Genomic DNA, 20282 nt, shown 5'->3' with positions numbered 1-20282 from the left:
CCGCTGCTGTCAGCCCGCGAGCACGCCAGGAGCGGGGTACGGCTCGCGAAGCGTGAACGCCGCTGCAGAGGGGCCGTCGCGGCCCAATAGGTCGAGTCGCTCGGCCGCCTCTCCGAGGGTCGGCAGGACATCGGCGGGGAGCCACCACAGCACCAGGTGCGGCCCGTCGAGGGGAACGAACCACTCCCGGCGCCGACGCATCGGCTCCAGGTGCACCGTCCGGTACACGAAGGCGTGTAGCGATTCGACCGACTGCCACACCGTCAGGTTGACGATGACGTCCGTTCCGAAGGGTCGCAGCGCGGTCGCGTCGCCGGACTCGTCCTGAAGTCGCCAGACGAAGCCGGGCGAGTCATCGGCGACGCCGTTGATTTCGGGCAGCCGGGCGACGAAGTCGGCAAGCTCGGGGCTGTCGAGCGGGGCGCGCAGCCGGGCGATGTTCAGTTGCGCGAGGTGATGTTCGGCCATGTGGCCAAGCTACTGTCTATGTCAAGCCTCATTGTCTTTAGAGTGGATCGCCACGCAGCACCCGGTCGGCAACGGGTCGAGCCGCACGACATGACCCTCACCCAGCACGCCTTCAAGCAACGCAAGATTCAACCCGCAGACCAGCCCGCCATGGGACTGGGCCACCGCCTCGAACGGGCAGTTGCGTAGCCGGATCGTCCGGTCGGCGTCCTCGAACGGCTCGTAGCCCAGCTCCACCAGGCGCGGCATTGCCGCATCCCCGGCGAGCTTCGCGCCCTGCGCACGGGCAGCCGCGTAGGCCGCAGGCTCCGCGCCGATCCGCTCGATCGCGCTCGCCAACATGCCGGCCAGCAGCCGGTAGTCGCGCGGCGGCAGCACGACTGCGTGCTCCACGGACGACCGGCGGTACAGCTTCGCCGGCCGCCCGGCCCCCGGCCCGCCGGCGCGCGCTGCGAAGGTCACCTCCAACAGGCCGGCCGAGGCCAGCTTGTCCAGATGAAAAGCTGCGAGGGTACGCCCGATGGCCACCGCCTCGCCCACCTCGTTGCGGCTCACCGGCTCCGCTCGCGCGACCACATACTCGTACACCGTCCGGCGTACCTGCTCCCGCAGCGCACCGATCGCCTCCAATGACATGGCATCGACGCTACCCGCCGCTGGTCCTCCGCCCCCCGAGCGAGACAGCCCCGCCGCCCCGTCCGGGCGGCGTGGCCTGATCTCGTCCCGTTGCCGGGAGGTGGGAAGCGACCCGATATGGTGCTCACCGTTGTCAGCGAGCGCCGCTAGCTCAACTGGCAGAGCAGCGGACTCTTAATCCGCGGGTTCGGGGTTCGAGTCCCTGGCGGCGCACCAACGATCAAGGTCCTGACCTGGTGGTTCACACTGGGGCAGGGCCTTTTTCGTGTGCTTCGGTGGTGGGCGGTCGCTCGGTGGGTGCTCGGGAGCCGTTGGACCGGGTCGGCGTTGCCGGGACACGTCGTTGTTCCGTGGATGCCCGCGCTCATCGTCATTTCTGAGGTGGCCATCCTGTACAGGGCGCCAGGGCCTCGGCGCATCCGACCGCCGAGGCGTCCGCCGCGCTTCTTCGAGCATCCAGTCGTTGGCGATTACGCTGGTGATGTGGGGGGACAGCTGCGGGTTCGCGTGCAGGGGGATCTCTATCACCCGATGGTGCCGCCCGGAGCCGTGTATGTGGGGCGGCAGGGGTTCGGGCTGCGGCGTTCTCCCTGGGCCAATCCGTTCAGCCTGCGGAAGCATGATCGGGCGGAGGCGTTACGCCTCTATCGGCAGTGGCTTGTGGAGCAGCCGGCCCTTGTTGACCGGGCGCGGCGGGAGCTTACGGGGAAGCAGTTGGCGTGCTGGTGCCGCGTCGAGGATTCGTGCCATGCCGACGTGCTGGCCGAAGTCATCGGTTGACGTGCAATCGGTATCGCGAGGTGGGCCGTCTCGGTGCGTAGACACCGCCAATGCTGAAGGACTGCGGTCTTGCCGCTTGGTTGCCTACGTAGAAGGCGACGTCGCGGTCGGCGGCGCAGAGCTGGGTGAGGAACTTGTTTCTCAGCTGTTCCGCGGCCTCCGCGTCGGTGAGCTGGTCTAGACGACGTTGTAGGGCGACGAACTCCCAGTCCCAGAGTGTCTGTTGGTGCCCGCGGCAAAGGCGGTCTGCGCAGCGATAGCGGTAGGCACCAGTGAAGCGTGGTGCTTGAAGCGGGCTGCGCTTGGCCGGTTCCAGTAGGTCGAGCTGGTTGAGGTAGCCAGCGATCTTCTTGCGATCCTCCGCCGACCAGCCGGGGTGGCGCTTGACCCGAAGAGACGAGATGTCGGCCACGCGAATCAGCGCGATCGATCGTGCGCTCCGGTCGTCGCGGGCCTGTTTGTTGAGCCAGCACATGGAGTCTTCGACGAGCGGATCGAGGAGGTTTCGACGCGACTGTCCGCTGGCGATGTGCCGCTCGGTGGTGATGCTGTCCACGATCGGCTTCCAGCTCTCGCGCCGCTGGTCCTGACTGGCCGGCAGTGCGTCGACGTGGATGATGTCGTACTTGTGGAACTTGCCGTCGTCGTCGAGGTCTCGATAGTGGACCGGGTAGAGGCGAATCCAACCCGTCCAGGGCGGGTCCATGCCCAGTGCCCCGACGCAGACCGTCTCGCCGTATCGCGCGGAGGGGTTGGGTGCCGCCTTCACTGTGATCAGGAGGCGGAGTGTCGCTGGTCGTGCCAGGACTGGTTTCGGTCTCGGATCTTCGTCGGTGCTCGGTCCCCATAACGGAAGCTGTTCCAACGGAACCACCCACATCGCTAAATGCAGCTGTCCAGGCACGTTTAGTTACATAGACGATCTCACATTTGAATAGATCCGGCACTAGCCGGCAGGGGTGAGAGTTGGCCTCTCGGTCAAACGCCGGAGCGCAGAACTCACCTTTCTCATTACTTTTAGTAACCGCTGCCTCGACCCGTGGCGCGCCATTGCTGGGCCGGAAAGGCGCGTGTCAGACGTTCCTGGAGATTGGTGCCGCGGTGCAGCGCTCTCTGTGGAGATCAACTATTGAGGGTTTGGTTTGACCGCTTCGCCCCTTCTGTCCTCAGCTCTTCGGCTGATTCAGTGAACAGTGATCTCCAAAATCGACCCCAAAACCACGGTTTGGATATGTGGGTGCTCGCACGGCCCGTTGACGCCTCGTTCAACGGCCTCCGGCGAGCGCTGTCTGTTGTATCGCCACTGGCCGGACGAGCAGGTGTGGCAGGTGCCGGGCGAAGGCGGCAGGCGTTGCCTCGTCGAGGTCGGATCCTGACCGCACTCCTTCACGATGCCTTGGCCGCCGCCAGTCCTCTGGTCCTGAGGAGGTCAGCGGCGTGGTGCTGGAGTCAGCGGCGTCCTGCTGCCCTGCTAGCCCTACGCTGGCGGCATGAGGGAACCAGCGCGGACCGGACCTGGTAGGTGCTGATGAACCGGCATGCAGCGGCACCTGCCGAGGCGATCCCTGACGCGATCCGGGCTGATGTGGAGACGCTGTGGCGCTACCACGACATGCGCCACGAGTTGCACCCATGCGACGTGGGGATCGGGTTGGGCAGTCACGATCTCGGCGTGGCCGTCATCGCGACGCGCTTGTTTCACGAGGGCCTGTTCCCAAGGATCGTGTTCACCGGCGCGAACGCCCCAACGACCGTCGAGCGGTTCCCCCGTGGAGAAGCGGTGCACTACCGCGAGTACGCCATCGAGCAGGGTGTATCCGCGGAAGCGATTCTCGTGGAGCCGCGTGCCACGAACACCGCCCAGAACCTGGAGTACTCGCGTCAGCTCCTGACCGAACACCGGATCCCGGTGAAGTCGGTGCTGATCATGTCGCGGCCCTACCAACAGCGTCGGGCCTACGCCACCTGCAGGCTGATGTGGCCGGAAATCGATGTGGTCTGCGCGTCGAACCCACTCGAACTGGACGACTACGTGAGCAGCATCGGTGATCCGCGGCGGGTGGTGGACATGCTGGTGGGCGACACGCAGCGGATCGAGGTGTACGCGGGGCGCGGGTTCGCGATCCCGCAGGAGATTCCGGACGAGGTGCGGACGGCGTTCGAGCGCCTGGTCGCGGCTGGCTACACGAGCCGGCTGATTTGAGCCCGGCTACCAGCGCGGTCCTCCCGACCGGACGCCCATCCGGTCGCTGAGTTCGACGGCCAGTCGGGGTGGCCGGGGGCGGGTGAGGATGTCGCGGACGAGGTCGCGGGAGAGCTGGTGGTAGCGCACCTGGTCGGGGCCGATGACCTCGGCCTCCAGGAGCGCCGTGAGCGCGTCGTCGATGCGGTTCCACCGGGCAAGGGCCCGGGCGGTTTCGATGGCGTGCCGAACCTGCCGCTCGACGGGCACCGTGCTGGTGTCGAGTGTGGCGCCGATGGCGATGGCGATGGCGCGCTGCACGTCGCCGAGTTCCATCGCCACGGTCGTCTTGTGGATCGACACGTTGGTCGGCCCGAAGGCGGTCCAGACGTGGTTGCCATCGGCACCGAGCCGCTGTGCGGCGGCATCGGCCTCGGCGATGTGGGTGTCGGCGGAGGCGCGGTCGTCGTCTCTGGCGGCGGCCAGCGCGCAGACGAGGTGCAGGCTGCCGTAGACCGACAGCAGCTGCGGAGTGGGGTTGGCGAGCCGTGGTTCCAGGAACTGCGCCGCCGTGGCTGCGAGGCCACGAGCCTGCGCATATTCGCCGATGGACGCCAGCGAGTGCGCGGCGGAGCGGCTGAGCGAACCGATGACGACGTGGTCGTGGCTGGGTCTTGCCGACCAGACCGGCCAGCACCTCCTGGGAGAGCCCTCGTCGACGCCGGTAGAAGGCGACGCGCTGGCCGATGGTCATGTCTTCCGTCATCCCTCGCACACCATCACCCTGCCCGCTGAAGGCCGCCGGACCCGGTACGGATTTTCCCGGTCTTCCGTACGGACCGCCCCTACGTTCAGTTCACCCCGGATCACCGGCGTGTGTCGATGCTGGTGTCGGGGATGACTAACAGGGAGCTGTAGATGGAGGGATCGATGGGCGGCGCACCACGCCACGGCTTGGGCCGCTGGCTCGGCCCGTCCTGGAACGAACTGTCTCGGTGTTCTCCCCGCCTGCGTACCGCCATGAGGGCTGCGTGGATGGGTGATCGGCGGCCTGCGCCCAGCCGCCGTGATGCGGCGGCGGGCTCGCCATTCCCCCGGCGAGCCCGCCGCTCATCGTTCCTGGTGGGGGTGGGGCATGACGGTGTACGTCTCGCGTAACGCGATGGCCAGGCAGTCCCGGCGCCTTGAGCCCAGGTGGACGTCCTTACAGGGGCAGGTGCGGCCCGCTGATCCTCCGCTGCTCACCTTCGTGGGGCGTCGGCTGTTCGAGCAGCAGGCCCGAGAGGGCGGTCGCCGGTGACCGGGCAGCAGCGCCGTCTCGCGGTGAACCGGCTCGCGTCAGCCGAGGTGGAACATTTGTCGATGCGCCCGCTGTGGCTGTGCCGCCGGTGCGGGCAGCCATGGCCCTGCGGCGCGGCGAAGCTCGCGCTCCTCGCCGAGTACCGGGAAGAGCCGGTGAGCCTGTTCCTCTACCTGGCCGGCTGCCTGCACGACGCGATCGACGACCTGCATCAGCTCAACCCGAGCGTCACGGGCAGCGCCGCCGACATATTCGACCGGTTCCTCGGCTGGCCCGCCCGCTACACCCACGCCTACCGCGTCAGGACCACTACGGCCGGCAGCATCGAAGAGGCCTCCTCGTGAACGGCATCGGCCTCATCAACGTCACCGGCCAGCCGGCGGTCGTCGGCAGCTTCCACACCCTGGTCGTGCAGCCGACGAGCTTCTGCAACCTCGACTGCACCTACTGCTACCTGCCCGACCGGAGATCCCTCCGCTTGATGAGCGGCGCGGTCGCGCAGGCTTGCGCCGAGTCGATCGCCCAGCAGAACAGCGAGCATCCGGTGAGCGTCGTGTGGCACGGGGGCGAACCCACCGCCACACCCACCGGGTTGTTCCGGGATCTACTAGACCCATTCGAGGAGCTCCGCCGCGCGGGGATGGTGCGTCACGAGATCCAAACGAACGCGACGTTGATCAACCGACGATGGTGCGAGCTCTTCACCACTTACGGCTTCGAGATCGGGGTCAGCATCGACGGACCGGGCGCGCTGAACCGGAACCGCCTCGACCGGGCCGGCACGTCAACAGACGCTCGCACTCTGCGTGGCATACAGACCCTGGCCGGCGCGGGGCTGAGGTACTCGGTGATCTGTGTAGTCACCCCGGAAACCATCGATCATGCGGAAGCCCTCATCGACTTCTTCACCGGCTTGCCCGGCTGCGAGTCGGTGGGCTTCAACATCGAAGAGCAGGAGGGCGCCGACCGGGCACCGGTGTCGGAGGACGCCGCGTACCGGTTCTGGCAGCGCCTAATCGAACGTCGCGCCGGCGGCAGCCCGCTGCGGATCCGCGACGTGGACCGGTTGGCCGACTATCTCGCCGCCACCCGCGCTGGCCGCGTCGACCACGCGCCGTACGAGCCGATCCCGACCGTCTCTTGGGATGGGCAGGTGGTGCTGTTGTCACCGGAACTGCTCGGCATCACAGAGCCGCGATACGGCGACTTCATCGCCGGCAACGTCCTTCATCAGCCCATCACCGCCATGCTCGCCGGCGCCGGCGACCTGGGCTACGTCGCCGAGTTCATTGCGGCCCTCAACGACTGCGCCGATCGCTGCGCCTTCTACGACTTCTGCCGCGGCGCCCAGGCCGGCAACCGCTACTTCGAGCACGCGACGTTCACCGCCCATGAAACCGCCTACTGCCGGACCACCCGACAGGCCCTCGTCCGCGCCGCCGCGGATCACCTCGCCCCTCAAGGAGAAGCACCATGACCAACGCTCTCGCGGTCCTCGTCAACGCCGCACCCGAGCAACTCGCTCGCCTCGGCGTCGACCCTGAGCGGTCGGTAGCGATCGACGCGGCGAAGTTCGACAACCGCCCCGCCTGGGCTAACAAGGGTAAGTTCGACAGTCGACCCGGCTGGGACAACTGGAACAAGAAAAAGTAGCCCCGCCACGGGATCGCGGGGTGGCGTGCCCACCCCGCGCCCACACAGGTTGAGGACACATGCGCACCACCACGATCGGCGACGTGAAGGTCCTGCTGCCGGACCTCGAACCGGACGACCTCGACACCACGACGGACCTGGCCGACGGCCTCATTGAAGCTCTCGTCGAGGGTGCCGCGTGGCACGGCTCGCACCTTGAGGACGCCCGCATCCGCAGCAGTCTGATCACCGGCGTGAACCTGAGCGAGAGCACCTGGGAGGCCGGCAGCCTCTACGGCTGCGAGATCACCCGCACGGACTTCTCCGGCGCGACCCTGACCGGCATCACCATCGAACGCTGCGCCATCACCGGCTCCCGGTTCACCGGCACCAGACTCACCGACGTACGCCTCAAGGACGTCCTGTTCGACGGCTGCCGCTTCGACTACGCCACCTTCCACCGCGTCACCGCCGCTGGCTCGGTCGCCTTCACCGACTGCACTCTCACCAACGGCGCGTGGTCCTCCTGCCGACTACCTCGCATCGCACTGCGGTCATGTGACCTCGCCGGACTGGAACTGGACTCCTGCCACCTCGACGGCACCGACCTGCGCGGCAGCCGGCTCCAGGGCCTCAAGACGCCGCTGGACAACCTGCGCGGCGTCACCCTCGGCGAGGATCAACTTCCTGACCTCACTCAGCTGACCGTCGCCGCCCTCGGCCTCACCGTTCGCAACAACTGAAGCCGAGGAGGCATCGTGCTCGCTGAACCCACTGGCAGCCCGGACACGATCCTCGTCTGCATCCGTGGCAACTCCGGCTCCGGCAAGAGCAGTATCGCCCGCGAGCTGCGGCGCCGGCATGGGCGGGGTTGTGCGTTGGTCGAGCAGGACTACCTGCGTCGCATCGTGCTGCGCGAGCGGGACCAGCCCGGCGGTGCGGCACCGGCGTTGATCGGGCAGACCGTACGGTTCGCGCTCGACCACGGCTACCACGTCGTGCTGGAGGGCATCATGCACAACAGCCGCTACCGGAGCATGCTGACGGGCCTGCGAGATGGTCATCGGGGGCGGTCGCTGTTCTGCTACCTCGACGTGTCCCTGCCCGAAACCCTGCGCCGGCACCTCACGCGCCCCCAGGTCAGCGAGTTCACCGCCGAGCACATGAGCGGCTGGTACGCAGCCCACGACGTCCTCGGCTGGCCCGACGAACTTGTCCTCCCGGAGACCGTCGCGCTGGAGCAAGCCGTCGAGGCCATCGCCGCAGCCGCTGGACTACCGCAAACCGGACGTGACGACGACGTGGTCCCGAGCGTCCCGTAGCCCGCCTCGCTGCCGTGAATTTGGGTACCACGACGGGGATGTTGATCTCGTAGGATGCCGGCCATGATTGCCTCGCCGACTGCCCTCACGACGGACCCGGCCGTTGCCAACCCGGAGCTGGTGCCGCTGCGTGAGGCGGTGCGCGCAGGTGACTGGCCCGCCGTACAGGCCCAGCTCGCCGCCCGTGTGGGTGACGCCCGAACCCGGGCGATCTTCACCGTGTCACAGAAGGCCCCGACCGGTTTCCTGGAGTCCGTCCTCAAGGCCAACCCGGCGGACACCGCCGCAGCGGCGATGCTCGCTGACCGGCTCACCGAAAAGGCGTGGGCGGTACGAACCCGCAAGATGGCACGGGACGTTAGTCCTGAGCAGTTCAAGCGGTTCCACGAGATGCTCGCCGAGGCGGAACGGGTAACGGCGGACTCCGTGGCGCACGACGGCAGCGACCCGGCAGTGTGGACGGTGCGGCTCATGATCGCCCGAGGTCTTGAGATGGGGGAGGCAGAGACCCGGAGGCGGTACGAGCAGGTCGCCGCGCGGGACCCGCACCACCTGTCGGCGCAGAGCCAGCTGCTTCAGCAACTCTGCCCGAAATGGGGTGGGTCGGTCGAGGCCATGCACGAATTTGCCCGGCAGTGCGCCGCAGCGGCGCCCGATGGTGCCCACAACGCCGTCCTGATCGCCGAAGCGCACCTCGAGCACGCGTTGTCGCCGTCCGGAGGTGGGCAGGCGTACCTCAGACGGCGAGAGGTGGTAGCCGAACTCCAGGAGGCGATGGGGCGCACCGTCCTCCACCCGGCCTTCCAGCGCACCGCAGGATGGGTTGGCGTCTACCACTCGTTCGCCCTGCTGTTCGGTCTGATCGGTGATCGCAAGACCGCACGGCCGCTGTTCGAGGCGACCGGGAACCTGGTCAGCGAGCTGCCCTGGAGATATTTCGGCGACCCGGTCGACGTCTTCCAGGAGCACCGCGCCCGGGCAATGCGGAAGTGGCGGTTGTGGTGATCGAGCGGACCGAGGTGGACGGCGTCCCCACCGTCGTCGCCCACACGAGCGGCGCCGCCCGGGCCGGCCTGCTGTTCCGGGTCGGCCAAGCTGACGAGACGCTCGCCAGACGAGGCATCACCCACCTGCTCGAACATCTGGCACTGCACCCGCTCGGCCAGGCGGATTACCACTACAACGGCTCGACGGGGAACGTCGTCACCCACTTCCACCTCCAGGGCCCGGTCGATTCCGTCACCGACTTCATTGCCAGCGTCTGCCGGTCCCTGCAGAACCTCGACGACGCGCGGATCGCGATCGAGAAGTCCATCGTGTCGACCGAGGAGAGCGGTCGTGTCGCAGGTCCTCTCGATGTGATGCCGCTGTGGCGCTACGGAGCCCGTGACCACGGCCTGGTCAGCTTTCCCCAATGGGGCCTGCACAACGTCACCGCGGGCGATCTGCGGGAGTGGGCTGCGCGGCACTTCACCAGGGGTAACGCCGTCCTGTGGTTCGCCGGTGCGGAGCCTCCCGCCGGGTTGAAACTCGACCTGCCGGATGGTGCCCGCCATCCCGTACCCTCGCCGTCGTCGGCGCTGCCCAGCACGCCGGCGTTCTTCGCGGGTAGCTCACACGCGACGGCGCTCGACGCGGTGGTCCGCGATGGCGCGGCCGGCAGGGTGCTCGCCGGGGTGCTGGAGCGCCGGCTCTTCCGCGCGCTGCGTCAGGAAGCCGGCCTGTCGTATACGGCTGCCACCAACTACGACTCACGTGGCGACGGATTCGCCGTGCTCAGCGCCCTCGCGGACGCGCTGCCCGGCAAGCAGGACGCCGTGCTCGGCGGCTTCCTGGACGTCTTGGCCGCGCTGCGGGTGGGCCGGATCGACGACGACGACATCGCGTCGGTGGTGAATCGGGCGACGGCCGCTCTCGAGGGTGACGACGCCGACGCTGCCCGCCTTCCCAGCGTCGCGTTCCAACTTCTGACCGACCAGCCGGTCCTGGACCGCGACCAACTCGTCCGCGAGCTGAAAGCGGTCGACGCCGCGGCGGTCAGGGAGGCGGCTGCCGAGGCACTGGCGTCGGCGTTGCTCATGACGCCCCTCGGCACCACGGCCGAGTGGGCCGGTTTCACGGCTGCACCGACCGGGTCCGCCGCCGCGCCGGCACCCGCCGCCGGCGACAAGCACCACGCCTCTGGCGCCGATCCCGAAGAACGACTCACGGTGGGATTAGAGCACGTCAGCCGGGTGCATCCGGACCGGCGAGCGACGACGGTACGGTTCGACAACTGCGCAGCGCTGCTCGCCTATCCCGATGGCGGGCGCCTGATGGTCGGCAACGACGCCGTGTCGGTACGCATCGAGCCGACGATCTATCTCGGCGTGGATTCCGCAGCCATCGATGCTCGGGTCCCCGCTGAGCGGCGAGTCGCCATGCCCGCTCGGGAACCGGGTCAGATTCCTCAGCCGCGACGGCCGGGGACGACGGGGAACCAGGCACCTCTCGTGCGGGCACGACAGTTGGACGTCAAGCAGAAGGTGACCCTCGGCGTCTTCGCCGTCCTCACCGTGGTGATGGGTGGCGTGGCCCTGGCCGTGTCGATCGCCATGGCCGTCGGGGCTATGCCGCTGCGCCCGCTCCCCGCTATCGGTGCCTGGATTGCCGCTGGCTATTTCGCTCGCAAACTTCGTACGCAATGGACCGAAGCATGATTTCTCGGCTCTTCTAGGAGCCAGGCCCCGCGGATCCCCGGGTTGCGGACCACCGCCGGCCATGCGCCCTGCGTGAGTCCAGCTCTGTGGGCGGTGGCGTCATCGATCGGTGCATGCCCATGGTTGCGCGAATCAGTGGACGCCTGTCGTACGACATGAGGAGAGCCGCATGCGGAACTCTTGCCTCCGACTACGGGCTGTCGTACACCCGTTTTCGGTACGGCCAGCCCCGCACCCGCTGCCCAGACCGCGAAGGTCGCCAAGGCCGGTGCGGACGCCGGCACGATCCAGGTTCGGCCTGGCTCGCCCACCGGCCGACTTCTCCATCAGGTGACCACCGCCCGGGCCGGGTCGACAGTCGGTCCGGCCCCGGAGCTCTGGCTTCGTCAGCTCGCCGTGCAGGTCAGCGTGGTTGTGCTGGGCGTGCCGGCGAATGACAGGCGGGTGAGACCGGACAACAAGTGGGTAATGGTGGGTGATGAAGTCAACCTGGAAGCCCCACGAGAAGCACGGCGGCCTGTCGGACAAGGACAAGCGCGAGCTGCCGGAGAGCGTCTTCGCGTTCCCCGACAAACGCAAGGAGCCGATGACCGATGCGGGCCACGTCCGCAATGCCATCGCCCGCTTCGATCAGGTGCAGGGCGTCACCGACAAGGACCGCGACCTGGCCTTCCAGAACATCCTGGCCGCTGCGGCTCATTACGGCGTCGATGTCGCGGAGACGAACTGGCACCAACTCGGTCGATTGCCGCACACGCCGAACCCCGCTCACTGAGCGAATCACACCGGGGCCCGACCCGGTTCGGTCCCTGGACGGGTCCGAGAGCCAAATCGGAGACGTGTTAGCGTGCTCGTCGTTGTCAGCGAGCGCCGCTAGCTCAACTGGCAGAGCAGCGGACTCTTAATCCGCGGGTTCGGGGTTCGAGTCCCTGGCGGCGCACCAACGATCAAGGCCTTGACCTGGGATTTCCCCCAGGTCGGGGCTTTCTTCGTGTGGCGGCTGGGTGTTGTTCGGGAGCCATCGGATCGGGCGGACGCCGGTTCGACGTGGCGGGGTGTTCGGGGACGCCGTTCGTGGCGGCCAGTCCCTTGATCACGTTGGCGGCGTAGTCGTCGCCGCAGCCGGAGGGTTCGGCGAAGTCAGTGGCTGCTGGTAGCGAGCCGGATCCCAAAACCGGTGATCACAGCCCCGGTGATGCGGTCCAGCAGTGGCGAGCCGCGTCAACCTGAGCAACGCCAACACCCGCAGCTACGGCGAGGACGACAAGTCCGACATGTTGAACAGGCCGGCGGGCGGCGTGTGGTGGCCTTCCTGCACGTGCGAGTAGTCGCGGGCCTCGGCGACGAGGCCTGCGTCGTCGAACCGCAGCACCGTGCAGCCGCAGATGGTCAGGGGTTGGTCCTTGACGTGGATCACCGCCCAGTACTCCACGGCTGCGGAAGCACCGTCGACCTGCGGCTCGGCGAACCACACCTGGGCGGGGCGGGACTCCTCGGCGAAGCACTCCTCCAGGTAGGCCCGGAGGCCGGATCGGCCACGGTACGGGCGGAACAGGGAGGCCCAGTGGTCGCCGTCCTCGCGTTGCAGGGCGACGATCGCGTCGACGTCCTGGGCCGGCCAGGCGTCGAGCCAGGTCTTGGCCCAGCGCCTGGCCGCCGTAAGTGTCCGCATGCGTGTCTCCTCCGCTGATCCCGTGTCTCGGGTCAACGCAGTTCGTACCACCGACCCCTGACGGTCCGGCTTCTCGGTCGGTGCGGTGAGCGGGCGGAAGACCCCGGCCCGCTACTTCTGGTGACCGTTGTTGTCGCAGGTCCGGCGGCCCAGGACGCAGTTCTTGGGTACTGGATGTCGAAGGTGATCGCCGGGATCCGGACCGGGTGGCTGGTCGGGCAGGCGTTGCCGTTGCCGTACGCCACATGGTCCTTGTGGTTGGGGCTGTCCAGGTGCTTGCCGTCCCAGCAGTCGGGGAACTGCATCATGAAGTGCAGTGTCGCGTTCCCACCGCAGATGGGCCAGTTGCCGTTGGTGCTGCGGGCGATGCCGTCGAGGTCACCGGGGCCGTAGAAGGCGCAGTAGAACTGGCCGGTCGAGTTCTTGGCGAGCGAGCGGTAGTAGACCCGGAAGCCCGTGGTCTCGACCGGTTTGCCTGTCACGTTGTCGTAGAGCGTCGGCACCCAGTAGGCGGAGTGGTCCGGACAGGGTCGATCTTCAGAGCCTTGTACGCGTTGACCTGCGCCTGCCAGGCCGTGCCGTCGACGGGGACCCAGCCGGTCACGGGGCTCTTCGGCGTGGCGGCGGGCTCGCGTCCGCTTCGCGGAATGAGGCGTACGACACGGGTCACTCCCAACGAGCAGACGACAGGCTGACCCGTTTGGCCATGGCTGCCGAATGGTAGGCGCTTTCCGACCGTACTCGGAAGGTCTTTAAACATCCTTAAAGTACGGGCGGTGTCGGCGTCGAACGCGTTGCGTCTAACGCGGTGGCGAGACGTACAGTCCGGTCTTGCACCCCATCTCGCCCGGCTCCAGCCAGATCCGGTCGTACCCCGGTGATTCGATGGCACCGTCGGGAGTTCGGACCAGCAGGAGGCAGGCCCGCTCGGCGGGAACGCCCGCCGCGGCGACGAGGGCGTTCTCGTGGGTGACCGTGTCGACGGTGACGTGCTTCTCGGGAAAGGCGGCCCGCACCCTGCCCGCGAGGGTGTCGGGCGTGGCGGTGCGCAGCGCGGCGGTGAGACGGTCGCGGGCATCGTCGGGCAGCGTTGGAATCGGCGCGGCGGTCGGCACCGGAGGGGTCGCCACGGACGGGCAGTCGATCTCCTCAAATGACGTGTAGCGATAGAGTTCCAGCAGGTAGCGGTAGCACCGCGTGGCCTGGCCGGCAGAGTTGCCGAGGTTGCCGAAGCCGGTCCCGCTGCTCTCTTGCACCGTCGCCACGAAACGCACGTCGATGGTGGCCTGCTCGCCGCCGGCGGTGCGGCCTGACCAGGCCAGCGGCTCACGTCGAACGCTCGACGTGCGGCCCACCGCCGCTTCGAGGATCTCGGTCGCGGCGATGTACTCGGCGTCCCGCGCCCGACTGCGATGACCGAGGCTCTCGTTGAGGGACTTCGCTTCGGTCGCAGCGTCGTTCCGCGCCATCGAGTTGCCGTCGCGGTACTCCGCACATCCGGCCGACACCAGACAGAGCGCCACCGCGGCGCAGGCCAGAGCAGTGGAGTTGAGGCGTCGACGGATTCGGTGAGGATGAGTCACGGCGTCGAGCATGCCGGCCGACGGTAGCGGCAGCATGAGTGCTCGTACTCATGCCCATTCATCGGACGATGCTAACCGGGCCGAGGCGGCGGACGGGGTGGCCTGCCGGTTTCGAGGGGATTTCGGCATAGACGGTCTCCAATCAACCGTTGCATTCATCACACGTGTAACCTACGCTTCGGGCAGACTTTCGTAGCGATTGGCAAGAGAGTGCGGTCGGGCGGCCGAAGTCCCCCGCCGGCCCTTAGTGGCGTCGCTGTTCCGTACTCGTCGCTCGATAAGCGCATTGAGCATTGCATCGACGACAAGTGAGAGGAACGGCTCGTGAAGTCAGTCAGATCCACCACCAGAACGTCTTTGTTGGCAGTCGCGGCGCTCGTCTCCGCCGTGCTCCCGGCCCTGCTGACAAATCAACTGCCGGCCTCGGCCGCCGTCCAGGCGACCTACTACGTCGCACCGGACGGTAACGACGCCAACCCGGGAACGATCCAATCGCCATTTCGAACTGTGGAACGGGCCAGAGACGTCGTTCGCACGGTGAACGCGAGTATGACCGGCGACATCAACGTCTACCTTCGCGGCGGGAGTTATCCGGTCAGCAGCACTGTCGAGTTCGGTGCGGGTGACTCCGGCACCAACGGGTTCCGGGTCATCTACGGCGCCTACCCCAATGAGAAGCCGGTCCTCGACGGTGGTGTCCAGGTGACCGGGTGGACCCAGCACAGCGGCAACATCTGGAAGGCGCCGCTCGACCGCGCCAACAAGCTGCGAGCGCTCTATGTCAATGACAAGCGGGCGTACATGGCTTCGAAGACGATCAGCTCGGCGGGCTGCTACGGCACGTACAACATCACGGCCGGCCAGGCCGCGTGGGCCTGGGAATCGGGCTCGCAGTGTGATGGCGCCAAATACAGCCTGAACGACTTCCCCGCCGTTCCGCGCAACCAGGACGACATCGAGATCGAGACGGGCACGACCTGGACTACGGCCATCGTGGGCGTCCGCCAGGTGACCACCGACGGGGCGAACCGGGTCGCCCTGTTCCAGCAACCGGGTGCGGCCATCGCCCAGGGGGCCTTCAATGGCAACGCCCAGGTCGGCGGCACCCACAAGCTCATGAACGCGTACGAGTTCCTGGACGCGCCTGGCGAGTTCTACTACGACAAGGGTGCCAAGACGGTCTACTACTACAAGGCCAGCGCCGAGAACATGCAGACCGCGACGGTCTACGCGCCGAACAACGTGACCACCGTGCTGCGGGTCGCCGGTACCTCGACGAGCAGTCGCGCCCGCAACATCACGTTCTCCGGCCTGACGGTGCGGCACTCGGACTGGAACCTGTTCAACGTCGCCGGTTCGTCCTACAAGCAGGCGCAGCAGGGCAACCTCGGTGCCCAGGCGTACGCGAAGGGCAACTTCCACGTCTACTACTACCGCAACGTGGACGTCACTCCCGGCATCATCCAGATCCAGAACGCCGACGGCCTACTGCTGCAACGCAACCGGATCGAGCACACCGGCGCTGACGGCATCAGTATGGTCAACGACGTGCAGGGTACCCAGTTGATCGGGAATGCCACCAACGACATCGCCGGGTCCGCCATCAACGTGGGTCATCCCCAGCACGTCTACATCGGGGACGGCACGTCGACCAACCGGGAGAAGTACTCCGCACAGGTCGAAGGACTGCCGAAGAACATCGACATCAAGAACAACTACCTCTACGACAGCGCGGTCCTGTTCAACGGGCACAGCCCCATCTCGGCATACTTCGCCGACACCCTCACCATCCAGCACAACCGGATCGAGAAGACGCCGTGGTCAGGCATCACGCTCGGATGGGGCTGGTGGAACTTCGACGGATCGTCGGGCTCGATCGTGCCCAACCGCCCCACCACGACCGCGAGAAACAACACGATCAGTTACAACCACATCATCGACACGGTGCAACGCCTCAGCGACACCGCGCCCATCTACACACTGGGCAGTCAGCCGGGGACCACGATCACCAACAACTATCTCCAGGGCGTCCCCTCCGGTCACAAGTACGGACTGCACCCGGACGAGGGGTCGGCGTTCATCACGTTCCGGGACAACGTCCTGAGCATCGACAAGAACGTCACCTGGATGATCAATTCCGACGACTTCGGGCGGAAGCACGATCTGAGCATCACCCAGATCTACGGCCCGATCAACAAGGTCTCGAACAAGCTCCTGCCAAACAGCACGGTCGCCGACATCCTCGTCTCCTCCGACTACGTCTGGCCGGCGGCGGCCTACAGCATCGCGGCGAACTCCGGCCTTGAGGACGCATACCGGGACATCATTCCGGCGAGCAGCTTCTCCGCACCGAACTATGTGCTGCCGGCCAGTACCTTCGTCACCAGTGCCACCGCGTCCATCCCGATCCGGAGCATCGGCGACGCCACCAAGTCGGTCTGGTTGGCCCCGTCCGGCACGACCACCTTCACCGCCGGGGCGACGATGACCAGGGCCGCCGGCACCGCCACGTCCATCGCCGTGCCGGCCGCTCAGGGCGAGTACCGGCTCTACGTCGTCGACGCACAGGGCAGCCGGTCGGCCGAGTCGACCTCGATCGTCCGGCAGCAGCAGGGTGGTGGCAGTGGTACGGGGAGCGGACAACTCGTGGGTGGCCAGTCCGGCCGCTGCGTCGAGGTGCCCAACTCCTCGACCACCAACGGCACTCAGACCCAACTCCGGGACTGCTCCACCGGCGCCAACCAACGGTGGACCCAGACCGCCAGCAAGCAGCTGACCGTGTACGGCAACAAGTGCCTCGACGCGTCGGGGGCGGGCACGGCCAACGGCACCGCGGTCATCATCTGGGACTGCCACGGCGGCCTCAACCAGCAGTGGAACGTCAACACGAATGGCACCGTCACGAACGTCCAGTCCGGGCTCTGCGTCGATGCCAACGGCGCCGCCACCGCCAACGGCACGAAGGTCATCCTCTGGTCGTGCAACGGTGGCGCGAACCAGCAGTGGAGTCTGCGCAGCTGACCGACCACACCCGGGGCCGGGCCGACCAGGCCCGGCCCCGGCAGTTGGACCTGAGTTGGCTCACTGTGCCGCACTCGTGAGGCCTGCGTCGCGTTCACCTGCGGTGATGCCCTGCAGGTGGGGCTGTTTTCACGCACTACCGAATGAGTCAACTGGGTCTGACCGGCCAGCCGTCTGGCGGCCTCAGAGCCGCAGCAGCCCCGCGGCGAGCGACTCACGCAATCCGGCGGGCGGCTCCTGGTAGCCCTCGCCCCACAGCGCACCGGGAAAGCCGCCGGCTGCGAACGCAGTGTTGAGATCGTCGACGAACCAGATCGTGGGCCCCACCTTCCCGTCGATTCCGGAGCCGGGCAGGTCAATGCCGTAGGGCGCATCGCCGCTGATGTTCGCCTTGTGGAGCTCGTCGGGCGCGTAGTCGAGCTGGAACGGGATGCTGGCGTCCCGGCGCGCGGTGTCCCTGAGGTACGCGGCGTGCTCGGCCTCGTAGTAGGAGCGCGAGCCGCCCCGCTCGGCCCACTCGAGCTGCACCACCAGCGGGTCCGCGAGCACGCTGGCCGGCCAACCTGGCAATTCCCCGACGAGCCACACATCGCCCACCTGCCGGATCCACGCGCTGATCGTCATCGGGAACGGCGCGAACGTCACCTCCAGCCAGTCGGCCAGCGCGGGCGCGCCCGGCGACGGGGGAACGTGGGCGCGACATGGCGTCCCCTCGTCGTCGTTCTCCTCCGCACGGAAGCCCCGCGCCTGCAGCCGCTCAACGAGCGTCTCGACGTTCCTGCGGGCACGGTCGGCGAATTCGCGCGCCACCGCCTCGGCGTCCTCGCGGTACGGGGCGTCGAAGACCCGTAGGCCAAGACCGCGCAGGTCGCGCCATACGTCGTCGGGATCACCGGACACGTACCGCGCGTGGAAGCTCGCCATGGCCACCATCCTTACAGCGAGCCACATGGCGCGAACCAGCAGTGGAGTCTGCGTAGCTGACCGACCACCCGGGGCCGGGCCGACCAGGCCCGGTTCTGGCAGCTGGAGAGCTAAGCTGACGAAAAGTGAGCTGACCCCACTTTGGAGAGCCGCATGAAGATGCGCGTCATCCTCACCATCGTCGGCGTGATCACCGCAACGCCGGCCCTGGCCCTGTTCTGGCCGGGCCTTCTGGAGAGCAGCTATGGGTTGGCTGATCCCGACCGCATGACCACCGCGCTGCTCCAGCACAGGGGTCTGCTGCAGGCGGCTCTTGGCGCGGCCATCATCTGGGGAGCGTTCTACCTGCCGGCAAGGGTGCCGGCAGCGGCGACCGCCATCATCACCAAGACAGTGTTTCTCGCCCTGACCGTCGTCGACAGCCGGATGCGCGCCGACATGAACCTCATCTCACTGGTGTTCGACCCGATCGCGATCGTCACCCTGGCCGTCGTGATCGTGCTCCACTTGCGCGCGGCGCCCTCCACCGCCGCGCCAGCCTGAAGCCCCGGTATGTGCGTGGTTGCTCCGATCGGCGGCCGTCTCAGGGATAGCGTGCAGAGCATGACCGACAGCATGCAGGTGGTGGGTTACCGCAGCAGCCTGCCCATTGACAACCCCGAGAGCCTCGTCGATGCCGAGGTCGGCGTCCCGGTGCCGGGTCCGCACGATCTGCTCGTACGCGTCGAGGCCGTGTCCGTCAACCCGGTCGACGTCAAGGTGCGGGCCGGCATCGACCCCGGAGGTGAGCTGAAGGTTCTCGGGTACGACGCGGCCGGCACCGTGAGCGCCGTCGGATCGAGCGTCACCCGTTTTCGCGTCGGCGATGAGGTGTACTACGCCGGGTCGATCGCCCGCCCGGGCACCAATTCCCAGTTCCACCTGGTCGACGAGCACATCGTCGGGCACAAGCCGACAAGCCTGACCCATGCGGAGGCGGCGGCACTGCCGCTCACCACGATCACCGCCTGGGAGACGCTCTTCGACCGGTTCGCTCTCACCAAGGACAGCACGGGCACCCTCCTGGTTGTCGGTGCCGCCGGTGGGGTGGGCTCCATGATCGTGCAGCTGGCCCGCGCGTTGACTGGCCTGACCGTCATCGGCACCGCGTCACGTCCGGAGACACGCCAGTGGGTCACCGACCTCGGTGCCCAGCACGTCGTCGACCACCACGGTGGGCTCGCCGACGCGGTCCTGGAGGTGGCACCGGCCGGCGTCGACTACCTGTTCACCGCCTTCTCGGACGGCCAGGTCGATCAGTTCGCGCGCGTCCTGCGACCGAACGGCCAGATCACGGCCATCGACGACCCGGAGGGCCTCGACCTGTTGCCGCTGAAGTCGAAGAGCATCACCTGGCACTGGGAGTTCATGTTCACCAGGCCGCTGTTCCTGCCGACGGACCCGACCCAGCACGAGATCCTCGAACAGACCGCCCGACTGGTCGACGATGGCACCGTTCGCACCACCCTCACCAACCAACTCGGCCCGATCAACGCGGAGAACCTGCGCCAGGCTCACGCGCTGATCGAGACCTCGTCCACCATTGGAAAGATCGTCCTCGCGGGCTTCTGACCCTCCGTCGCCGACCACCGGAAGGCTTGCCGCACCCGCGCAGGCCTTTCAGTCGAACAGGCCGGCCGGGGGTGGGTGGTGGCCATCCAAGACGTCCGAGTAGTCGCGGGCCTCGGCGACGAGGCCCGCTTCGTTGGGTCGCCTCCCGGGTGTCCACGTAGGTCCCAACACCGATGCGTTGGGGCGCGGGTCGGCGTGGCAACCCGTGAAGACCTCGTCTCAGCGCCCGGCCAGGCGTCGATCGTGGCGCGCGGTGCAGCCTTTGATGCCCGACGAGGGGGAAGCACCACCCCCGCCTCGCAGCCTTTGCTCTGCTTCAACGGAGGCAACACTTCTGCCGCGTAAGTGTTGCCTCCGTTGAAGCAGAGCAAAGGGAAACCCAAGCACCCCTGCCACCCCGCCAGCGACGCACACGCGCACACGCGCACACGCGCACACGGGTCACCTTCTCC

Annotated in this window: 22 protein-coding genes and 2 tRNA genes; 16 read left to right on the top strand and 8 right to left on the bottom strand. The window is 67.4% G+C overall.

Annotated features, from left to right (window positions below):
• Positions 1–9 precede the first annotated feature (9 nt).
• Together ACLQ28_RS16725 and ACLQ28_RS16720 are read right to left on the bottom strand one after the other, a co-directional pair.
• Positions 10–468: a DUF3291 domain-containing protein gene (locus ACLQ28_RS16725; protein WP_425687178.1), complete on the bottom strand. Its 459-nt coding sequence runs from the start codon at positions 466–468 to the stop codon at positions 10–12.
• A gap of 21 nt (positions 469–489) precedes the next feature.
• Entirely contained in the window at positions 490–1104 is a 615-nt protein-coding gene (locus tag ACLQ28_RS16720; RefSeq protein WP_425687177.1) for a helix-turn-helix transcriptional regulator, read from the bottom strand.
• A 140-nt stretch (positions 1105–1244) separates the two neighbouring features.
• Here ACLQ28_RS16720 and ACLQ28_RS16715 point away from each other — a divergent pair.
• Positions 1245–1320: transfer RNA gene (locus ACLQ28_RS16715), tRNA-Lys, on the top strand.
• Positions 1321–1587: 267 nt separating this feature from the next.
• The gene (locus tag ACLQ28_RS16710; protein ID WP_425687176.1) at positions 1588–1884 is read left to right on the top strand and encodes a DUF4326 domain-containing protein; all 297 of its coding nucleotides are present in this window, start codon (positions 1588–1590) and stop codon (positions 1882–1884) included.
• Here the strand turns inward: ACLQ28_RS16710 and ACLQ28_RS16705 are convergent.
• Positions 1874–2764, bottom strand: a complete 891-nt coding sequence (locus ACLQ28_RS16705) for a hypothetical protein (RefSeq protein ID WP_425687206.1) — start codon at positions 2762–2764, stop codon at positions 1874–1876. The genes ACLQ28_RS16710 and ACLQ28_RS16705 overlap by 11 nt on opposite strands.
• A 642-nt stretch (positions 2765–3406) precedes the next feature.
• On the opposite strand from ACLQ28_RS16705, the gene ACLQ28_RS16700 reads away from it, so the two are divergent.
• A complete protein-coding gene (locus ACLQ28_RS16700; protein WP_425687175.1) occupies positions 3407–4087 on the top strand; it encodes a YdcF family protein in 681 nt (226 codons plus the stop codon).
• Between the two features lie 6 nt (positions 4088–4093).
• On the opposite strand, the gene ACLQ28_RS16695 is transcribed toward ACLQ28_RS16700, so the two are convergent.
• Positions 4094–4429 (bottom strand): hypothetical protein, encoded by a 336-nt coding sequence (locus tag ACLQ28_RS16695; RefSeq protein WP_425687174.1) that lies wholly within the window; start codon positions 4427–4429, stop codon positions 4094–4096.
• A 772-nt stretch (positions 4430–5201) separates the two neighbouring features.
• On the opposite strand from ACLQ28_RS16695, the gene amcA (ACLQ28_RS16690) reads away from it, so the two are divergent.
• The 10 genes from amcA (ACLQ28_RS16690) to ACLQ28_RS16645 all read left to right on the top strand — a co-directional run bounded on the left by amcA (ACLQ28_RS16690) (position 5202) and on the right by ACLQ28_RS16645 (position 11962).
• Entirely contained in the window at positions 5202–5366 is a 165-nt protein-coding gene (amcA, locus tag ACLQ28_RS16690) for a multiple cyclophane-containing RiPP AmcA (protein ID WP_425687173.1), read from the top strand.
• A complete protein-coding gene (locus ACLQ28_RS16685) occupies positions 5363–5710 on the top strand; it encodes a hypothetical protein (RefSeq protein ID WP_425687172.1) in 348 nt (115 codons plus the stop codon). The genes amcA (ACLQ28_RS16690) and ACLQ28_RS16685 overlap by 4 nt, the downstream gene beginning before the upstream one ends.
• Complete coding sequence (amcB, locus tag ACLQ28_RS16680) at positions 5707–6843, top strand: cyclophane-forming radical SAM peptide maturase AmcB (protein ID WP_425687171.1); 1137 nt, start codon at positions 5707–5709, stop codon at positions 6841–6843. The genes ACLQ28_RS16685 and amcB overlap by 4 nt, the downstream gene beginning before the upstream one ends.
• Positions 6840–7019: a multiple cyclophane-containing RiPP AmcA gene (gene amcA, locus ACLQ28_RS16675; protein WP_425687170.1), complete on the top strand. Its 180-nt coding sequence runs from the start codon at positions 6840–6842 to the stop codon at positions 7017–7019. Before amcB ends, amcA (ACLQ28_RS16675) begins: the two co-directional genes overlap by 4 nt.
• A gap of 59 nt (positions 7020–7078) precedes the next feature.
• The gene (locus ACLQ28_RS16670) at positions 7079–7741 is read left to right on the top strand and encodes a pentapeptide repeat-containing protein (protein ID WP_425687169.1); all 663 of its coding nucleotides are present in this window, start codon (positions 7079–7081) and stop codon (positions 7739–7741) included.
• A gap of 15 nt (positions 7742–7756) precedes the next feature.
• Complete coding sequence (locus ACLQ28_RS16665) at positions 7757–8320, top strand: kinase (RefSeq protein ID WP_425687168.1); 564 nt, start codon at positions 7757–7759, stop codon at positions 8318–8320.
• Positions 8321–8383: 63 nt separating this feature from the next.
• Entirely contained in the window at positions 8384–9325 is a 942-nt protein-coding gene (locus ACLQ28_RS16660) for a hypothetical protein (protein ID WP_425687167.1), read from the top strand.
• Complete coding sequence (locus ACLQ28_RS16655) at positions 9310–11019, top strand: insulinase family protein (protein ID WP_425687166.1); 1710 nt, start codon at positions 9310–9312, stop codon at positions 11017–11019. The genes ACLQ28_RS16660 and ACLQ28_RS16655 overlap by 16 nt, the downstream gene beginning before the upstream one ends.
• A gap of 478 nt (positions 11020–11497) precedes the next feature.
• The gene (locus tag ACLQ28_RS16650) at positions 11498–11794 is read left to right on the top strand and encodes a DUF6582 domain-containing protein (protein WP_110565464.1); all 297 of its coding nucleotides are present in this window, start codon (positions 11498–11500) and stop codon (positions 11792–11794) included.
• A 92-nt stretch (positions 11795–11886) separates the two neighbouring features.
• Positions 11887–11962 (top strand) — tRNA-Lys (locus ACLQ28_RS16645).
• Between the two features lie 306 nt (positions 11963–12268).
• On the opposite strand, the gene ACLQ28_RS16640 is transcribed toward ACLQ28_RS16645, so the two are convergent.
• From ACLQ28_RS16640 to ACLQ28_RS16630, 3 genes are all read right to left on the bottom strand, one after another.
• Entirely contained in the window at positions 12269–12691 is a 423-nt protein-coding gene (locus ACLQ28_RS16640; RefSeq protein ID WP_425687165.1) for a nuclear transport factor 2 family protein, read from the bottom strand.
• Positions 12692–12723: 32 nt separating this feature from the next.
• Positions 12724–13173: a DUF1996 domain-containing protein gene (locus tag ACLQ28_RS16635; protein ID WP_425687164.1), complete on the bottom strand. Its 450-nt coding sequence runs from the start codon at positions 13171–13173 to the stop codon at positions 12724–12726.
• A 318-nt stretch (positions 13174–13491) separates the two neighbouring features.
• Entirely contained in the window at positions 13492–14274 is a 783-nt protein-coding gene (locus tag ACLQ28_RS16630; RefSeq protein WP_425687163.1) for a hypothetical protein, read from the bottom strand.
• A 324-nt stretch (positions 14275–14598) separates the two neighbouring features.
• Here ACLQ28_RS16630 and ACLQ28_RS16625 point away from each other — a divergent pair, with 324 nt between their 5' ends.
• Entirely contained in the window at positions 14599–17295 is a 2697-nt protein-coding gene (locus ACLQ28_RS16625; RefSeq protein WP_425687162.1) for an RICIN domain-containing protein, read from the top strand.
• A 183-nt stretch (positions 17296–17478) separates the two neighbouring features.
• Here ACLQ28_RS16625 and ACLQ28_RS16620 read toward each other — a convergent pair whose 3' ends face one another.
• Positions 17479–18219: a hypothetical protein gene (locus ACLQ28_RS16620; RefSeq protein WP_425687161.1), complete on the bottom strand. Its 741-nt coding sequence runs from the start codon at positions 18217–18219 to the stop codon at positions 17479–17481.
• Between the two features lie 153 nt (positions 18220–18372).
• On the opposite strand from ACLQ28_RS16620, the gene ACLQ28_RS16615 reads away from it, so the two are divergent.
• Together ACLQ28_RS16615 and ACLQ28_RS16610 are read left to right on the top strand one after the other, a co-directional pair.
• On the top strand, positions 18373–18762 hold the full coding sequence (locus tag ACLQ28_RS16615; RefSeq protein WP_425687160.1) for a hypothetical protein: 390 nt from the start codon (positions 18373–18375) through the stop codon (positions 18760–18762).
• Positions 18763–18822: 60 nt separating this feature from the next.
• Positions 18823–19830, top strand: coding sequence for a zinc-binding alcohol dehydrogenase family protein (locus ACLQ28_RS16610; RefSeq protein ID WP_425687159.1), 1008 nt, complete (start codon positions 18823–18825; stop codon positions 19828–19830).
• Positions 19831–20282 lie beyond the last annotated feature (452 nt).

The sequence above is a fragment of the Micromonospora sp. DT201 genome, from assembly GCF_049841575.1.
GTDB lineage: Bacteria > Actinomycetota > Actinomycetes > Mycobacteriales > Micromonosporaceae > Micromonospora.
The sequence above is the reverse complement of the archived record's forward strand: the minus strand, read 5'-3'. Positions and strand labels throughout refer to the sequence as shown.

Coding starts and splice junctions, on each gene's coding strand:
- ACLQ28_RS16725 (WP_425687178.1), bottom strand. CDS start 468: ATGGCCGAACATCACCTCGCGCAACTGAACATCGCCCGGCTGCGCGCC.
- ACLQ28_RS16720 (WP_425687177.1), bottom strand. CDS start 1,104: ATGTCATTGGAGGCGATCGGTGCGCTGCGGGAGCAGGTACGCCGGACG.
- ACLQ28_RS16705 (WP_425687206.1), bottom strand. CDS start 2,764: ATGTGGGTGGTTCCGTTGGAACAGCTTCCGTTATGGGGACCGAGCACC.
- amcA (WP_425687173.1), top strand. CDS start 5,202: ATGACGGTGTACGTCTCGCGTAACGCGATGGCCAGGCAGTCCCGGCGC.
- amcA (WP_425687170.1), top strand. CDS start 6,840: ATGACCAACGCTCTCGCGGTCCTCGTCAACGCCGCACCCGAGCAACTC.
- ACLQ28_RS16670 (WP_425687169.1), top strand. CDS start 7,079: ATGCGCACCACCACGATCGGCGACGTGAAGGTCCTGCTGCCGGACCTC.
- ACLQ28_RS16660 (WP_425687167.1), top strand. CDS start 8,384: ATGATTGCCTCGCCGACTGCCCTCACGACGGACCCGGCCGTTGCCAAC.
- ACLQ28_RS16650 (WP_110565464.1), top strand. CDS start 11,498: ATGAAGTCAACCTGGAAGCCCCACGAGAAGCACGGCGGCCTGTCGGAC.
- ACLQ28_RS16640 (WP_425687165.1), bottom strand. CDS start 12,691: ATGCGGACACTTACGGCGGCCAGGCGCTGGGCCAAGACCTGGCTCGAC.
- ACLQ28_RS16620 (WP_425687161.1), bottom strand. CDS start 18,219: ATGGCGAGCTTCCACGCGCGGTACGTGTCCGGTGATCCCGACGACGTA.
- ACLQ28_RS16615 (WP_425687160.1), top strand. CDS start 18,373: ATGAAGATGCGCGTCATCCTCACCATCGTCGGCGTGATCACCGCAACG.
- ACLQ28_RS16610 (WP_425687159.1), top strand. CDS start 18,823: ATGACCGACAGCATGCAGGTGGTGGGTTACCGCAGCAGCCTGCCCATT.